The sequence below is a fragment of the Acinetobacter marinus genome, assembly GCF_900096915.1.
GTDB lineage: Bacteria > Pseudomonadota > Gammaproteobacteria > Pseudomonadales > Moraxellaceae > Acinetobacter > Acinetobacter marinus.
This window is the reverse complement of record NZ_FMYK01000005.1, coordinates 127,346-142,596: the sequence shown is the minus strand read 5'-3', so window position 1 is coordinate 142,596 and position 15,251 is coordinate 127,346. Positions and strand designations below refer to the sequence as shown.

Annotated in this window: 16 protein-coding genes; all 16 read left to right on the top strand. The window is 45.7% G+C overall.

Annotated elements, in window-relative coordinates; translation table 11 throughout:
* The first annotated feature begins 10 nt into the window (after nucleotides 1-10).
* Nucleotides 11-1,444, top strand: coding sequence for an amidohydrolase family protein (locus tag BLQ60_RS10400; protein ID WP_378235180.1), 1,434 nt, complete (start codon nucleotides 11-13; stop codon nucleotides 1,442-1,444).
* 154 nt (nucleotides 1,445-1,598) lie between these two features.
* Entirely contained in the window at nucleotides 1,599-2,888 is a 1,290-nt protein-coding gene (locus BLQ60_RS10395; protein ID WP_092619939.1) for a replication-associated recombination protein A, read from the top strand.
* Nucleotides 2,889-2,937: 49 nt separating this feature from the next.
* Nucleotides 2,938-3,603 carry a glutathione S-transferase family protein gene (locus tag BLQ60_RS10390; protein ID WP_092619936.1) on the top strand — a complete coding sequence of 222 codons (666 nt, stop codon included), beginning with the start codon at nucleotides 2,938-2,940 and terminating at the stop codon, nucleotides 3,601-3,603.
* 140 nt (nucleotides 3,604-3,743) lie between these two features.
* Nucleotides 3,744-5,174 (top strand): ethanolamine permease, encoded by a 1,431-nt coding sequence (eat, locus tag BLQ60_RS10385; RefSeq protein ID WP_092619933.1) that lies wholly within the window; start codon nucleotides 3,744-3,746, stop codon nucleotides 5,172-5,174.
* Between the two features lie 36 nt (nucleotides 5,175-5,210).
* Nucleotides 5,211-6,605 carry an ethanolamine ammonia-lyase subunit EutB gene (locus tag BLQ60_RS10380; protein ID WP_092619930.1) on the top strand — a complete coding sequence of 465 codons (1,395 nt, stop codon included), beginning with the start codon at nucleotides 5,211-5,213 and terminating at the stop codon, nucleotides 6,603-6,605.
* Between the two features lie 14 nt (nucleotides 6,606-6,619).
* Nucleotides 6,620-7,450, top strand: coding sequence for an ethanolamine ammonia-lyase subunit EutC (eutC, locus tag BLQ60_RS10375; protein WP_378235181.1), 831 nt, complete (start codon nucleotides 6,620-6,622; stop codon nucleotides 7,448-7,450).
* A gap of 138 nt (nucleotides 7,451-7,588) precedes the next feature.
* Nucleotides 7,589-8,797: a nicotinate phosphoribosyltransferase gene (gene pncB, locus BLQ60_RS10370; RefSeq protein WP_092619924.1), complete on the top strand. Its 1,209-nt coding sequence runs from the start codon at nucleotides 7,589-7,591 to the stop codon at nucleotides 8,795-8,797.
* A 237-nt stretch (nucleotides 8,798-9,034) separates the two neighbouring features.
* Nucleotides 9,035-9,898: a sulfurtransferase gene (locus BLQ60_RS10365; protein ID WP_092619921.1), complete on the top strand. Its 864-nt coding sequence runs from the start codon at nucleotides 9,035-9,037 to the stop codon at nucleotides 9,896-9,898.
* An 88-nt stretch (nucleotides 9,899-9,986) separates the two neighbouring features.
* Nucleotides 9,987-10,823 (top strand): archaetidylserine decarboxylase, encoded by an 837-nt coding sequence (gene asd, locus BLQ60_RS10360; protein ID WP_092620039.1) that lies wholly within the window; start codon nucleotides 9,987-9,989, stop codon nucleotides 10,821-10,823.
* Nucleotides 10,823-11,308, top strand: coding sequence for a hypothetical protein (locus tag BLQ60_RS10355; RefSeq protein WP_244516024.1), 486 nt, complete (start codon nucleotides 10,823-10,825; stop codon nucleotides 11,306-11,308). Before asd ends, BLQ60_RS10355 begins: the two co-directional genes overlap by 1 nt.
* Before the next feature lie 273 nt (nucleotides 11,309-11,581).
* Entirely contained in the window at nucleotides 11,582-12,025 is a 444-nt protein-coding gene (secE, locus tag BLQ60_RS10350; RefSeq protein ID WP_092619918.1) for a preprotein translocase subunit SecE, read from the top strand.
* A 22-nt stretch (nucleotides 12,026-12,047) separates the two neighbouring features.
* A complete protein-coding gene (gene nusG, locus BLQ60_RS10345) occupies nucleotides 12,048-12,581 on the top strand; it encodes a transcription termination/antitermination protein NusG (RefSeq protein WP_092619915.1) in 534 nt (177 codons plus the stop codon).
* 138 nt (nucleotides 12,582-12,719) lie between these two features.
* Nucleotides 12,720-13,148 (top strand): 50S ribosomal protein L11, encoded by a 429-nt coding sequence (rplK, locus tag BLQ60_RS10340; RefSeq protein ID WP_092619912.1) that lies wholly within the window; start codon nucleotides 12,720-12,722, stop codon nucleotides 13,146-13,148.
* A gap of 3 nt (nucleotides 13,149-13,151) precedes the next feature.
* The gene (rplA, locus tag BLQ60_RS10335; RefSeq protein WP_092619909.1) at nucleotides 13,152-13,847 is read left to right on the top strand and encodes a 50S ribosomal protein L1; all 696 of its coding nucleotides are present in this window, start codon (nucleotides 13,152-13,154) and stop codon (nucleotides 13,845-13,847) included.
* A 342-nt stretch (nucleotides 13,848-14,189) separates the two neighbouring features.
* Nucleotides 14,190-14,696 carry a 50S ribosomal protein L10 gene (gene rplJ, locus BLQ60_RS10330; RefSeq protein WP_092619906.1) on the top strand — a complete coding sequence of 169 codons (507 nt, stop codon included), beginning with the start codon at nucleotides 14,190-14,192 and terminating at the stop codon, nucleotides 14,694-14,696.
* A 54-nt stretch (nucleotides 14,697-14,750) separates the two neighbouring features.
* Entirely contained in the window at nucleotides 14,751-15,122 is a 372-nt protein-coding gene (gene rplL, locus BLQ60_RS10325) for a 50S ribosomal protein L7/L12 (protein ID WP_092619903.1), read from the top strand.
* Nucleotides 15,123-15,251 lie beyond the last annotated feature (129 nt).

Genomic DNA, 15,251 nt, shown 5'->3' with positions numbered 1-15,251 from the left:
CGCAGATGAGATGCATGTAGAAAATGTGCTGATTAAAAACGCCAACAGCATTTTGACAGGGATGCACGGTGCACAAGCCAGACATCAGGCGTCTGATATTCGCATTTCTGCGGGGGTGATCACCGAGATCGGCGATGATCTTGAGGCATTGCCACATGAGCGTGTGATCAATGCCAGAGATTGTGTGGTCTATCCTGCGTGGGTAAATACCCATCATCATCTGTTTCAGTCTTTACTCAAAGGCGAACCGTGGGGCTTGAATCAATCGTTAACGCCGTGGTTGGCAGCGACACCGTATCGTTTCAGAGGTGCATTTGATGCGGATAATTTCCGTTTGGCGGCACGGATTGGCTTGATTGAACTGTTGCGTTCGGGCTGTGCCACAGTGGCAGATCATCATTATCTGTATTGGCCTGATATGCCGTTTGATGGGGCGGAGATTTTATTTGATGAAGCACAGCGTCTAGGGATGCGCTTTGTGCTGTGCCGTGGTGGTGCAACCCAAACGCGTGGCTTGGAAGCAGAGTTGCCCCAAGCCTTGAGAGCTGAAAAATTCGATGCCTATATGGCGGATATGCAACGCTTGGTGAAGCATTATCATCAAGATTCAGCCCATGCGTATCAGCGGGTAGTGATGGCACCGACCACAGCACTACATTCCACCTCACCCGCCGAGCTCAAAGAAAGTGCCAAAATCGCCCGTGAACTTGGCATTCGGATGCATACACATCTGTCGGAAACGGTGGATTATTTAGATTGTGCACAGGCGAAATTTGGCATGACACCAGTGCAGTTTTGTGCAGAACATGATTGGGTTGGGGAAGATGTGTGGATGGCACACTTAGTCAAATTATTGCCCGAAGAAATTCAACTGTTAGGTCAAACTCGGACAGGGATTGCGCATTGCCCGCAAAGCAATGGACGACTCGGCAGTGGCATTGCTGACATCGTCGCATTAGAGCGAGCAGGGGTGCAAATTTCCATTGGGGTGGATGGCGCAGCATCCAATGAAGCGGCAGATATGCAGTCGGAAACCCATGCCGCATGGTTGCTACAACGTGCCCGTAAAGGCATGTTGGCTACGCCACAATATGCAGGCGGGCAGTTTGAAGGTGGTGCAGATGCGGCGAGCATCGAAGATGTGATTCGTTGGGGTACGGCTGGCGGTGCAGGCATTTTGGGGCTTGATGATCTTGGTCAGATTGAAGTGGGTAAAGTCGCCGACATTGCCATCTATGCACTGGACGACCCACGTTATTTTGGGCTACATGATATGGCGATTGGTCCTGTGGCGTGTGCAGGGCGAGCGCATTTAAAAGCCTTATTGGTCGGTGGGCGAGTCGTGGTGGAAGATGATCAGATTCCGAATGTGGATTTAAAAGCCTTGGCATTTGAAGCTCAGCAGGCGGTGAAAACACTACAGCAACGGGTCTTGGTGGCATAAATCATCTACAGTAAGCTGACCATGCTTACGAATTTGTATATACGCATTTAGACGGCATCTACGCCCAAGCGCTGACTTGGGCGTTGTTTTAATTTTGCGAGATGTACCTGACACATAGTACACTGCACTATGCCTTTTTGTGTTGTGACCTATTATGTCGACTCATCAAATTCCCCTGCCTGAACGGATTCGCCCACGGAGCTTAGACGAGATCATCGGACAAGATCATCTCTTGGGTGAAGGTGCGCCTCTACGTCAGATGATCGATCAAGGGCATCTACCCTCGATCATCTTTTGGGGACCGCCAGGTGTGGGAAAAACCACCATTGCCTTATTGCTTGCACAAGCGGTGGATCGTCCTTTTGTCAGTTTATCGGCGCTGAATACTGGCGTGAAAGAACTGCGTGAAGTGATCGCTGAAAGTGGTGATTTACTCACGCCAGTGGTGTTTATTGATGAAATTCATCGCTTTAATAAATCACAACAAGATGCGCTACTCGGCGCTGTGGAAAAAGGCAAAATTACCTTAATTGGTGCAACGACTGAAAATCCCTCTTTTGAAGTCAATAGTGCGCTCTTGTCCCGTTGTCAGGTGTATACCTTAAATGCCTTAGATCATGAGGCGATTCAGCAACTGATCCGACAGGCATTAACGCAGGACAAATTTTTAGCCAGTCGTCAGCTTCGCATCGATGAATGGGATGCGCTGATTCAATTCGCCGCTGGTGATGCACGTAAAGCCTTAAATTTAATTGATTTGGTCGCCAGTACTTTGCCATCTGCGGACGATTTAGAGCCGAGTCAGGACAATGCGGTGAATGATGCGCTGGTGGTCAAAGTCGCTCAGCAAAATATCGCCCGCTATGATAAATCTGGCGAACAACATTACGATCTGATTTCTGCTTTTATCAAATCCATTCGAGGTAGTGATCCTGATGCGACGCTGTACTGGATGGCACGCATGCTTAAAGGTGGTGAAGATCCTGTGTTTATTGCACGGCGTATGTTGATTGCTGCATCGGAAGACATTGGCAACTCCAATCCAAATGCGCTGCTCATGGCAGGTGAATGTTTCCGTTCGGTACAAGCCATCGGCATGCCTGAGGCACGCATTGTGCTTGGGCAATGTGCGGTGTATTTGGCGACCAGTGCCAAGAGTAACAGCACCTATATGGCGATCAATCGGGCGCTGGCTTTGGCAGAAAAAACAGCGGAATTGCCAGTGCCATTACATCTTCGTAATGCCCCAACCAAACTGATGAAACAGCAAGGCTATGGGGTGGATTATCTTTATCCGCATGATTATCCTGAGCATTTTGTCATGCAGGAGTATTTGCCACCAGAGCTCAAAGGCACGGTGCTGTATCAACGTGCGTTGAATAAACGAGAAGTGGAGTCGGAACGTTTACAACAACGCCGTTGGCAACAACAATCTCAACAGTAAATCAGTCATTCCACAGTTTAATTTCATGGATGTTTAAAAAGGAAAAAATATGCTGACCCTACATCATTTACAATTTTCACGTTCGATTCGGATTCTTTGGGCGCTTGAAGAGTTGGGCATCGATTACGACATGCAGTATTACCAACGCTTGCCAAATATGTCTGCGCCACCTGAACTGAAAAAAGTCCATCCACTCGGTAAAGCGCCTGTGATTAGTGATGATGGTTTGGTTGTTGCAGAATCAGGAGTGATTTTGGATCATCTGCAAGCAAAATATGATACGGACAATCAATTTAAACCGCAGTCGGCAGAAGGTATCAATCAATACAATTATTGGATGCACTATGCCGAAGGTTCATTGATGCCATTGTTGGTGTTCACTTTGGTGGTGGGGCAGTTGAGTAGTAAAAAAGTCCCATTCCTTGCTCGTCCGATCACGGGTGCCATCGGCGAGCAATTGCAAAAGCAATTTTCAAAACCCCGTTTAAAAGAGCATGTTGCCTTTCTCGAACAGCATTTGGCACAGCATGAATACTTTGCAGGGGATCAATTTAGCTTTGCCGATATTCAGATGATTTTCCCGTTAGAAGGCTTGTGTTCACGTCAAAGCGACTTGGCACTACCGAATGTGGAAAAATATCTCGCCCGCATCAATCAACGACCAGCCTTGCAACGTGCCAAAGCCAAAAGCCCAGATGGCGGAAAAATGATTTAACAGTGCAGACAGCCCTATGAAAGTATGCATTAATCGATTAAAAATTATGCTTTAGTCTAGCATTTCACGGTTTTTCTTCCCGTGCTGGTATGGAATGTGCTACTCACTTAACATAAATGGTTAATTGATGTGAGGTTAGCATGTCGGATCACGGTTTGGATCAAGTTACGGCGACAGCAGGTTCGGATGAGTATTTTGCCAAGCGACAGCTCAAGCAAGGTGCAGTCGGTTGGGTGCTTTTGGTCGGACTCGGCGTTGCCTATGTGATTTCGGGTGACTTTGCTGGCTGGAACTTTGGTTTGGCGCAAGGTGGCTGGGGCGGGATGTTTATTGCGACCGTCGTGGTTGCCTTCATGTATCTATGTATGTGTCTGTCCATGTCGGAAATGGCGACCATGTTGCCTACCGCAGGCGGTGGCTATAGCTTCGCCCGTGCTGCTTTTGGCCCACTTGGTGGTTATCTGACGGGGACGGCGATCTTGATCGAATATGCGATTGCGCCTGCTGCGATTGCGGTGTTCATCGGAGCATATTGCGAGTCCTTGTTTGGGATAGGTGGTTGGATCATTTATTTGGTCTGCTATCTGGTGTTTATGGGAATTCACCTCAAGGGCGCAGGTGAAGCACTCAAGATCATGTTTATCATCACGGCGATTGCCAGTGTGGCATTGGCGGTATTTATCTTCTCCATGGTGCCTCATTTTGATGCAAAAAATCTATTTGACATCACGCCAACACAAAATGCAGGTGCGAGCGAGTTTTTACCTTTTGGATATGTCGGTATTTGGGCGGCAGTGCCCTATGCGATTTGGTTCTTCTTGGCAGTTGAAGGCGTACCTCTCGCTGCCGAAGAAGCCAAAGATCCTCAAAAATCATTACCTCGTGGCTTGATCGGTGCAATGCTGATTCTGGCTGCCTTTGCCCTATTGATTTTATTCTTGGGCGCAGGCGCTGCGGGTGCAGATACCTTAAAAGACTCTGGTGCACCGCTGGTGGATGCCTTGGTTGCAGTCTATGGTGAGCATACATGGTTGGCTGGATTCGTGAATTTTGTTGGCTTGGCGGGCTTGGTAGCCAGTTTCTTCTCGATCATTTATGCCTATTCTCGACAAATTTTTGCCTTATCTCGTGCGGGTTATTTACCGAATAAATTGTCTTTAACCAATGCCAATAAAGCGCCTTATCTCGCCATTATTATTCCAGGGATTATTGGCTTTTGCTTGTCGTTGACGGGTGAAGGGGATTTATTGATTTTGATGGCGGTATTTGGTGCCACCATTTCTTATGTGCTGATGATGCTGTCTCATATCAAATTGCGCTTGTCTCGTGCCGATCTACACCGTCCGTATAAAACCCCAGGTGGTATTGTCACCTCAGGTATTGCGTTGGTCTTGGCTGCGATTGCGGTGGTGGCAGGGCTGATGGTTGATCCAAAAGTCTGGTTTATGGCGGCTGGGATTTATGTCATCTTTATTTTGTACTTCGTGTTCTATAGCCGTCATCATTTGATCAGTGGTACACCTGAAGAAGAGTTTGCGCAGATCAAAGCGGCAGAAGAAAACTTGAATTAATCCCAAGTGAGGAGTGCAGTGTAAAGGAGAATCATCATGGCATATTTTCATGACGTGGCGCAGACCCGTTATCATTTCCAAGACTTAAAAACCTTGATGGCAAAGGCAAGCCCACTGCGCTCAGGTGATGAATTGGCGGGTATTGCGGCGAGCGATGCCACAGAGCGTGTGGCGGCGCAGATGGCTTTGGCGGATTTGCCACTGACGACGTTTTTAAATGAAATGGTGGTGCCTTATGAAACGGATGAAGTGACTCGGCTGATCGTCGAGCAACATGATCATCAGGCATTTCAGCAGATTGCCCATTTTACCGTGGGTGATCTTCGTAATTGGTTGCTTGGCGAGGAAGCGACCACGGAGAAACTGCAAGCATTACAATTCGCCTTTACCCCAGAAATGGTGGCAGCGGTCAGTAAAATCATGCGGGTGCAGGACTTGATTTTGGTCGCCAGCAAATGCCGTGTGGTGACCAAATTTCGCAATACCATTGGTTTGGCGGGTTGTCTATCGACACGTTTGCAACCCAATCATCCGACAGACGATTTACTTGGTATCTCGGCAAGCATTGTCGATGGACTGATGTATGGCAATGGTGATGCGGTGATCGGCATCAACCCTGCCACCGACAATCTGCAAAACTTATCGGATTTACTCAAGTTATTAGATCAAATCATCCATGAGTATCAGATTCCAACACAGTCGTGTGTGCTGACGCATATTAGTTCGGCGATCCAGTTGGTCGAGAAAAATGTGCCTGTGGATCTGATGTTTCAATCGATCGCAGGTACGGAGAAAGCCAATGATAGCTTTGGGATCAATCTTGCGATGCTCAAAGAAGGCTATGAGGCGGGGCTGAGTCTAAATCGAGGCACGGTCGGTCAAAATGTCATGTATTTTGAAACGGGACAGGGCAGTGCGCTGTCGAGCAATAGTCATTTTGATGTCGACCAGCAAACCATTGAAACCCGTGCCTATGCGGTGGCAAGAGAGTTTAAACCACTCTTGGTGAATACCGTGGTGGGCTTTATCGGCCCTGAATATCTCTACAACGGCAAGCAGATTATTCGAGCAGGTTTGGAAGATCATTTCTGCGGAAAACTGCTGGGTGTGCCGATGGGCTGTGATATTTGCTATACCAATCATGCCGATGCAGATCAGGATGATATGGATATGTTGCTCACTATGCTGGCGAGCGCAGGCATTAATTTTATTATGGGGATTCCCGGTTCTGATGATGTAATGTTGAATTATCAAACCACGTCATTTCACGATGCGCTCTACGTCAGACAGTTGCTCGGTCTTAGCCCCGCACCTGAGTTTTCGACGTGGTTGGCAGAGCAAGGTATTTTTGCACAGCAACAACGTCATATCGAATGGGCAAAGCAATTACCACCGAGTTTTGCACGTATTTTGGCATCATCAGGGAGTTGATCATGAAAGCGGATATTCATCACGATCCAGACCAAAAGCGCTCAAGTCCTGTGCATCAGGATATTTGGCAAAAACTCAAACAGCATACCGATGCCAGAATCGCCTTGGGGCGTGCGGGTTGTAGTGTACCAACCAAGCCTTTGTTGAGCTTTCAATATGACCATGCGCAGGCAAAAGATGCGGTGTTGCACGAGCTGAATGTGCATGACTTACAGCAGGCATTTTCTGCGATGCACTTGGACATGATCGTGGTGCACAGTCAGGCAACGGACAAAGCAATTTATCTAAAACGTCCTGATCTGGGGCGTATTTTGGACGATGAATATGCCTTGAATCTCAGTCAACTTGGCGAGGGCAAAAGTTATGACGTGGCAATTGTCATCGGCGATGGTTTATCCGCTCGTGCTATTGAAGAAAATGCAGTGAAATTGGTGGCTGAGCTACAGCGCTTGTTTCAAGCTGAGCAATGGTCGCTAGCACCGATCGTGGTGGCAAAAGGCAGTCGAGTGGCTTTGGGAGATCAGGTAGCAGAGCGATTGCATGCGAAGATGTTGGTGATGCTGATTGGTGAGCGCCCAGGATTGAGTTCTCCAGACAGTTTGGGGATTTACTACACTTGGCAAGCTAAGTCGGGCTGTCATGATGCGATGCGCAACTGTATTTCGAATGTGCGTCCTGCGGGTTTGCCGATACCTATTGCTGCACAGCGACTGATGACCTTGATGAAAAAATCACAACAACTGGGGCTATCTGGCGTACATCTCAAAGATGAACATGAAGTCGAAACCATTGCCAGCGATGGCGCACAGCAGTCTTTATTTCTATTGCCTGAGCGGGACGCATAGCAGTCTATATTCCGTTTACTTGGCAAAACGCCTGAAAACAGTTTGCGGATAAAAGAATTACTACACAGTCTCGGACTTTCTGCCCACTTTTGCGGTAAGATCACGACTGGATCATAGATTGATAATATTGGAAGTTTTATGGCGGGCATTATTCAGTCCTTACTTGACACCGATCTGTATAAATTCACCATGTTACAAGTGGTGCTACATCAATTCCCGCAAGCAGATAGTGTCTACCTGTTCCGCTGTCGCAATAGCAAAGAAGCCGCCTATCCATTACGTGAGTTAAAGGCAGAATTAGACCGAGAGCTGGACGATCTGTGCAGGTTAAAATTCAGTGCCGAAGAATTACAGTTTTTGCGCAAGTGGCGCTTTATTAAAAGTGACTTTGTTGATTATTTAGAATTATTCCAACTCAAGCGCCGTTTTATCGAAACCACAGTCGATGACAATGGTGAATTGGTGATTCGCATCGAAGGTCCCATGGTACAAGCCATGTGCTTTGAGATTTATGTCTTAGCGATTGTCAATGAATTGTACTATCGCCGCTTGGATGTGGACGCTGCACAGATTGAAGGTGAAAAACGCCTACAGGTCAAAGCAGAGCTTTTAAAAAGCTATGCGGATCAACAAGTAAACGGTGAGCCACCATTCTTGGTCTCAGACTTTGGCACACGTCGTCGCTATAGCTATGCGTGGCAAAAGCATGTGGTGGAAACCTTAAAAGCTGCTGCACCGAATGTGCTTCGTGGTACCAGTAATGTCTATCTGGCGATGCAACTGGGTATCACGCCGATCGGGACGATGGCGCATGAGTTCCTACAGGCATTTCAAGCCTTGGACGTGCGTTTGCGAGATTTCCAAAAGGCGGCATTGGAAGCATGGGTGCAAGAATATCGTGGTGATCTCGGCATTGCCTTGACTGATGTGGTCGGTATGGATGCTTTCTTGCGAGATTTTGATCTGTATTTTGCCAAGTTGTTTGATGGTTTGCGGCATGACAGTGGCGACCCGTATGAGTGGGGCGATAAAGCCTATGCACATTATAAAAAGTTGAAAATCGACAGTCGCACCAAGATGCTTACCTTTAGCGATGGTTTGGATTTAGAAAAGGCGTGGGATTTGCATCACTATTTTAAAGATCGCTTCCAAGTCAGCTTTGGTATCGGCACCAATTTGACCAATGATATGGGACAAAAGGCATTAAACATTGTCTTAAAATTGGTGGAGTGTAATGGTCAGTCGGTGGCAAAAATCTCGGATAGCCCAGGCAAAACCATGACGGATAATGACACGTTCCTAGCTTATCTCCGCCAAGTCTTTGAGATATCCGATGATCAAGGTTGATTTTACGATGGATGTTGATTCGCAGAAAAAGGACTAAGCATAGACTGATTTTGCGCAATTGATGATAAGTGACTATGTTATGATTTTGGGGTTTTAGGGGCGAAGCCCCTAAGTCATCATCCGCTCGCTCGTTGCCAAAGGCAACGAGCGAGCGTAAAAGAGATGATGTGTGTCTAAAACATTTTTTCTATTGCAAAAAATCTTTGGTCAAAATGGTCGTATTAAAAGGTTGGAACTATGAATGCAGTTGTGCCGTTTGGCTTATTGGTTGAGCCAGAACAGTTTGCACCGTTTTTAGATGATCCGAAATTTCGGATTGTAGACTTGAGTCGTGAGTCGGTGTTTGAACAATTGCATTTGCCCAATGCCATCTCGGTGCGTCCAAATGAATTGGTGCGTCATCATGAGTTTGCATCAGGTCTATTGCCTGAAAGTGACAAACTACAAGCCTTATTCGATCGACTTGGCATTACCGAAAATCATCATGTCATCGTCTATGATGACGAAGGCGGTGCTTGGGCAGGACGCTTGATTTGGAATTTGCACTGTGCAGGATTTTATCAAACCAGTTTACTCAATGGTGGCATTCACGCTTGGCTTGCCGCTGGCTTACCAACGTCGATTGATCAACATCAAGTAGAACAAACAGAAAATATTTTCCAAGTGGATTTAAGCGCAAAACAAGACTATCAAGTTGAATATGATGAACTCGCACAAATCGTTACAGCACAAGCCGTTACAGCGCAAAGCATACAACTTTGGGATTGCCGAACTGAAGATGAATATACAGGGGTGCGCTTGGCTGCACGACGTGGCGGTCACATCACAGGGGCAAAATGGTACGAATGGAGCACTGCCATTCATCGCCAAGATCATTTAAAATTACATCCATTGACACGTATTCAACAACAATTGCAACACCGTGGATTTGACCTCTCTCAACCTGTGATTGTCTACTGTCAGTCTCATCATCGTTCAGGCTTAGCCTATATTATTGGGCGATTGCTGAACTGGAATATTCGTGCCTATGATGGTGCATGGAGTGAGTGGGGCAATCGTATGGACAGTGCTGTCGTTAAAGGAGAATCTCCTGTTGAATAAGCCGAATACGAAAAGATTCAAATCCAAGCGCAAACCGCAAAGCCAAACGCAATCCGAAATTCAAGCCAAACCGAAAAAGTCTAAAGCCATGATCGATCAAGCATTTATTCGTCTACAAAAAATCATCCCACAACATGCGCTAAGCCGTCTTGTGGGTAAAGTCGCAGCCAGTGAGCAACCACTGCTCAAGACTGCGGTGATTTATGCCTTTAAACAAAAATATGGTATCGACCTCACGATCGCCGAAGCTGAAGAAATTAGCCGTTATCCATCCTTTAATGCCTTCTTTACCCGTGCGCTCAAAGACGGTCAACGTCCGATTGATCACAATCCAAAGCATGTAGTTAGCCCTGCAGATGGTGCAATCTCGCAACTCGGCAAGATCGAACAAGGCAAAATTTTCCAAGCCAAAGGGCAAAGCTATACCGTCGAGCAACTGATCGCTGATCCAAGTTTGGCTGAACCATTCCAAGATGGCGAATTTATTACTGTATATCTTTCACCAAAAGACTATCACCGTGTGCATATGCCATATGGTGGAAAGCTCACCGAAACGCTGTATGTGCCAGGTGAATTGTTCTCGGTGAATCAGGTCACTGCGGAAAATATCCCAGAGTTATTTGCACGTAATGAGCGCATGGTGTGTTTGTTTGATACCGAGCTTGGGCGTATGGCGGTGGTTTTGGTTGGGGCGATGATCGTGGCAGGCATCGAAACGGTCGCAACAGGACAAGTTAAACCAAATGGTCGTATTGAGTTACAAGAACATGACATGACTTTAGAAAAAGGCGATGAATTGGGTCGATTCTATCTCGGCTCGACAGCGATCGTATTATTTGAAAAAGATAAAGTGAATTGGGATGGTCATTTCAAAGCCAATAGTGCGGTGCAAATGGGTCGTCCACTTGGGAAGACGAAGGGTTAATGTCTGGACTCATATTATTATTGATTGGGCTATTTGTTGGCTATTGCTTTGGACGTTACAACGCACCTAAATCAGAGCCAGCAAAGTCGTATCAACGACCGAAAGCCTACACTTATGAACAGCGTCAGCGTATGAAAGTGATGTATCACTCGGATGCTGAGCGGATTCGTGAATTAAATACCTTGTCTTCGAATGATAGTATTTTTCTTCGCATATTGAAGCAAGAGTTTCGACCAAAAGAGATTGTGATCAAGCAAAAGCGATTTTTTGTCGTGGATGCAGATCATTTTCCGATTGCTATTTTTGAATATCGAGATGGTACACAAATCTTTAGAAATAAAGATATTGAAGATGGCTTACCAGTATTCATGTATAAAGGATTGCTATCAAGTGATGCGATCAAAGAAGATGCGCAAGAAATACAGCAGTATCTTCAGAAGAAACCAAAAGGGTTTTTAAATAAAAGCAATCAAGTTGAAACTTGAGGCAATACTTTTACTAATGAATTTTTGGAAAAGAAGAAGGTGGCATCAAAACATCAGTATCGCCTATTCCTGATCAGCAAACTTTATAAAGTGAACGCAGAGATGCGACTCTTAAATTCCATATTGTCACCCGTCACCATGATTTAAGTTGCAGGTCTAACCGAGTTCACGTAACATGGCGAGTTGGTTCAGAACGGTCAAAATTTAATTCCTGCTTTATACAGGGTGAATTGTTCTATATAATAAGTCGCGAAATTTACGACGAGTACAAAAATGTCGAATGATAAATCGCAAGACGCCGCTGGCGCTGCGCCGATTCCACAACGTAGTAACAATCCTGCCGAGTTGGTGAAAAACGGTTCACCCTTTGATGTGGTGCTGTGGATTGTTGCTTTGGCGCTATTGATCGGAGCAAGTCTTGCCAATCAATATTTGCCACAATACTGGGCGCCTGCAAGTAATATTTGGGTGCGCATCGGTGTGATTGCTGCTTGTATTATAGTCGCAATCGGTATATTATACGCCACCCACCAAGGCAAGGGTTTTGTTCGTCTATTAAAAGACTCACGTATTGAGCTTCGACGTGTGACTTGGCCAACAAAACAAGAAACCATCACCACCTCTTGGCAGGTGTTGGTTGTCGTCATCGTCACTTCAATTGTATTGTGGTGCTTTGACTATGGTCTGGGTTGGTTAATTAAGCTCATTATTGGTTAAGTTAATTATCGGATAAGTTGCTATGAAACGTTGGTATATCGTTCATGCCTATTCTGGCTATGAAAAACAAGTCTTGCGTTCATTGAAAGATCGTATTGCACGTAGCACAGTTGTCGATAGTTTTGGTGAAGTCCTTGTGCCTACCGAAGAAGTGGTAGAAATGAAGGACGGCAAAAAACGTAAGTCTGAGCGTAAATTTTTCCCAGGCTACGTTTTGGTCGAAATGGAAATGAATGACGATACTTGGCATATCGTCAAAGAATGTCCAAAAGTTTTAGGTTTTATTGGTGGTACACCTGAGAAGCCAGCGCCGATCACGCAAAAAGAAGCGGATGCGATCTTGGCTCGTATTAATAATACAGGTGAAGCGCCACGTCCGAAAACCATGTTTGAACCAGGTGAAGAGCTGTTGGTTACTGATGGTCCATTCACAGACTTCAAAGGTGTGGTTGAGGAAATTCATTACGAAAAATCTCGCTTGACCTTGACGATTAATGTCTTTAATCGTCCAACGCAAGTTGAGCTAGAGTTTCGTCAAGTAGAAAAAGCCAACTAACTTTTTCTACGCTATCGTTGCCCGATAAGTTCTTTGGAATGATGCGGGCTTTGTTATTTTGTATTGATCGTGATGTTTGCGATGAATACATCGAGTTTGGGGAGCCTAACGGCGTTTGTACCCAAGAGGTAATTGAACATGGCTAAGAAGATTGACGGCTATATCAAGCTGCAAGTTCCAGCTGGTAAAGCGAATCCATCTCCACCGATCGGTCCTGCACTCGGTCAACGTGGTGTTAACATCATGGCATTCTGTAAAGAATTCAATGCAGCGACACAAAAAGTTGAACCAGGTCTTCCGATTCCTGTCGTGATCACTGTGTACAACGATAAGTCGTTCACATTCATCATGAAAACTCCACCAGCATCTATTCTTTTGAAGAAAGCTGCGGGTATCCAAAAGGGTTCATCTGTACCAAACAAAACTAAAGTTGGTAAGTTGACTCGTGCTCAGTTAGAAGAGATCGCTACGACTAAAGAGCCAGATTTAACTGGTGCTGATTTAGACGCGCGTGTGCGTACCATCGCTGGTTCTGCACGTTCTATGGGCTTGGAAACGGAGCTATAAGACATGGCAAAATTAACTAAACGTCAAAAAGCCATTGCTGCTGCTGTTGAAGCAAACAAAGTCTACACTTTGGAAGAAGCAGTTAAAGTCCTTAATGGTCTTCCTGCGGCAAAATTCAAAGAATCTTTGGATGTTGCGGTAAACCTTGGTGTTGATCCACGTAAATCGGATCAAGTGGTTCGTGGTGCGACAACACTTCCTGCAGGTACTGGTAAAACTGTACGTGTTGCAGTGTTTGCACAAGGTGCTGCTGCTGAAGCTGCAAAAGCTGAAGGCGCTGACATCGTTGGTTTTGATGATCTTGCAGAATCAATCCAAGCGGGCAACCTTGACTTTGATGTGGTGATTGCTGCACCTGACGCAATGCGTGTTGTTGGTAAGTTGGGTACGATCTTGGGTCCACGTGGTTTAATGCCAAACCCGAAAGTCGGTACTGTAACTCCTGACGTTGCTGGTGCTGTGAAAAATGCTAAAGCTGGTCAAGCACGTTACCGTGTAGACAAAGCAGGTATTATCCACGCTGCGATTGGTCAAGTTGGTTTCGAAGAAACTGCTGTACGCCAAAACCTTGAAGCATTGGTTGCTGACTTGAAGAAAGCAAAACCTGCCACTTCTAAAGGCGTATACATCAAAAAGATCACTTTGAGCTCAACAATGGGTCCAGGTTTGATCATTGATGTAAACAACGTATCTAACTAAGTTTTAAGCTAAGTTTCAAGCTAAGTTGGTTTAGATAAAGAATTTTAAAGCCCTGAGCTCCCTCTCCTTTGAGGGGAGGGTTGGGGTGAGGTGCTAAAACCCTCATCCCAACCTTCTCCCAGCGGGAGAAGGCGTATGCAGGCAAACTTTGAATTGATGGGTGTAAGCCTGTCAGCGTCAAAGACCTCAGGCGAGGTGAAGTGTTCGCACTTTGCTTCTTAATCTTCCAGCCAGAGTAGACGCGGTGGTGTGATTGATGTCCTCCTCCGCGTGTAGGTCGCAAGGCTTACAAATTGGGAGTGCACTTGTTGAAGTGCATAAGTCACCTTAGGAGGTTTTACAATGGCTCTTCTTATCGAAGGCAAAAAACAGATCGTTGCAGAAGTAAATGAAGTTGCTTCTAAAGCGTTCTCTGCCGTTGTTGCAGACTATCAAGGTTTGAGCGTAGAGCAATTGACACAATTACGTGTTGAAGCTCGTAAGTTGGGTGTTACAACACGTATCGTGCGTAATACTTTGGCGAAGCGTTCATTCGAAGGTACGCCATTCGATATCTTGAATGACAACCTAGTTGGTCCAACAATTCTTGGTTTTTCAACTTCTGAAGACGACATGGGTGCTGCGGCACGTTTGTTCGAAGAATTTGCGAAAACAAACAAGGCATTTGAACTCAAAGCTGCTGCATTTGATGGCAAGGTTTATCAAGGTGCTGAAGTAAGCGTAATCGCGAATCTTCCGAACCAAGAGAAAGCGCTTACTATGCTTGCAAACGTTCTTCAAGCTCCAATTTCGAAATTGGGTCGCCTCATGACGGCGCTCAAAGAGAAAAACGAGCAAGAAGCTGCATAAGCTTAAATTTAATCAATCATTTACACCATTTAATATCCATTTGGAGTTATTCTCATGGCTTTAACAAACGAAGAAATCTTGAATGCAGTTGCTGAAAAAACTGTACTTGAACTTGTTGACTTGATCTCTGCTTTCGAAGAGAAATTCAACGTATCTGCTGCTGCTGTTGCAGTTGCTGCTGCTCCAGGTGCTGGCGCTGCTGCTGCTGAAGAGCAAACTGAATTCACCGTTGAATTGGCGAGCTTTGGCGCGAACAAAGTTGCTGTAATTAAAGCAGTTCGTGAAGCAACTGGTCTTGGTCTTAAAGAAGCGAAAGATCTTGTTGAAGGCGCTCCTTCTGCAGTTAAAGAAGGCGTTTCTAAAGAAGAAGCTGAAGAACTTAAGAAGAAACTTGAAGAAGCTGGTGCTGAAGTTAAACTTAAGTAATGGCTTAGGGAGTTGGTTTTTTTTAAATCAACTCCAAAAATCGGCTGATGACTCTTGGGTCATCAGCCTTTTTGCGTTACAATAATCGGCTCGCTTTTTGATGAAGTCTCATTTTTGTGCCGATAATGT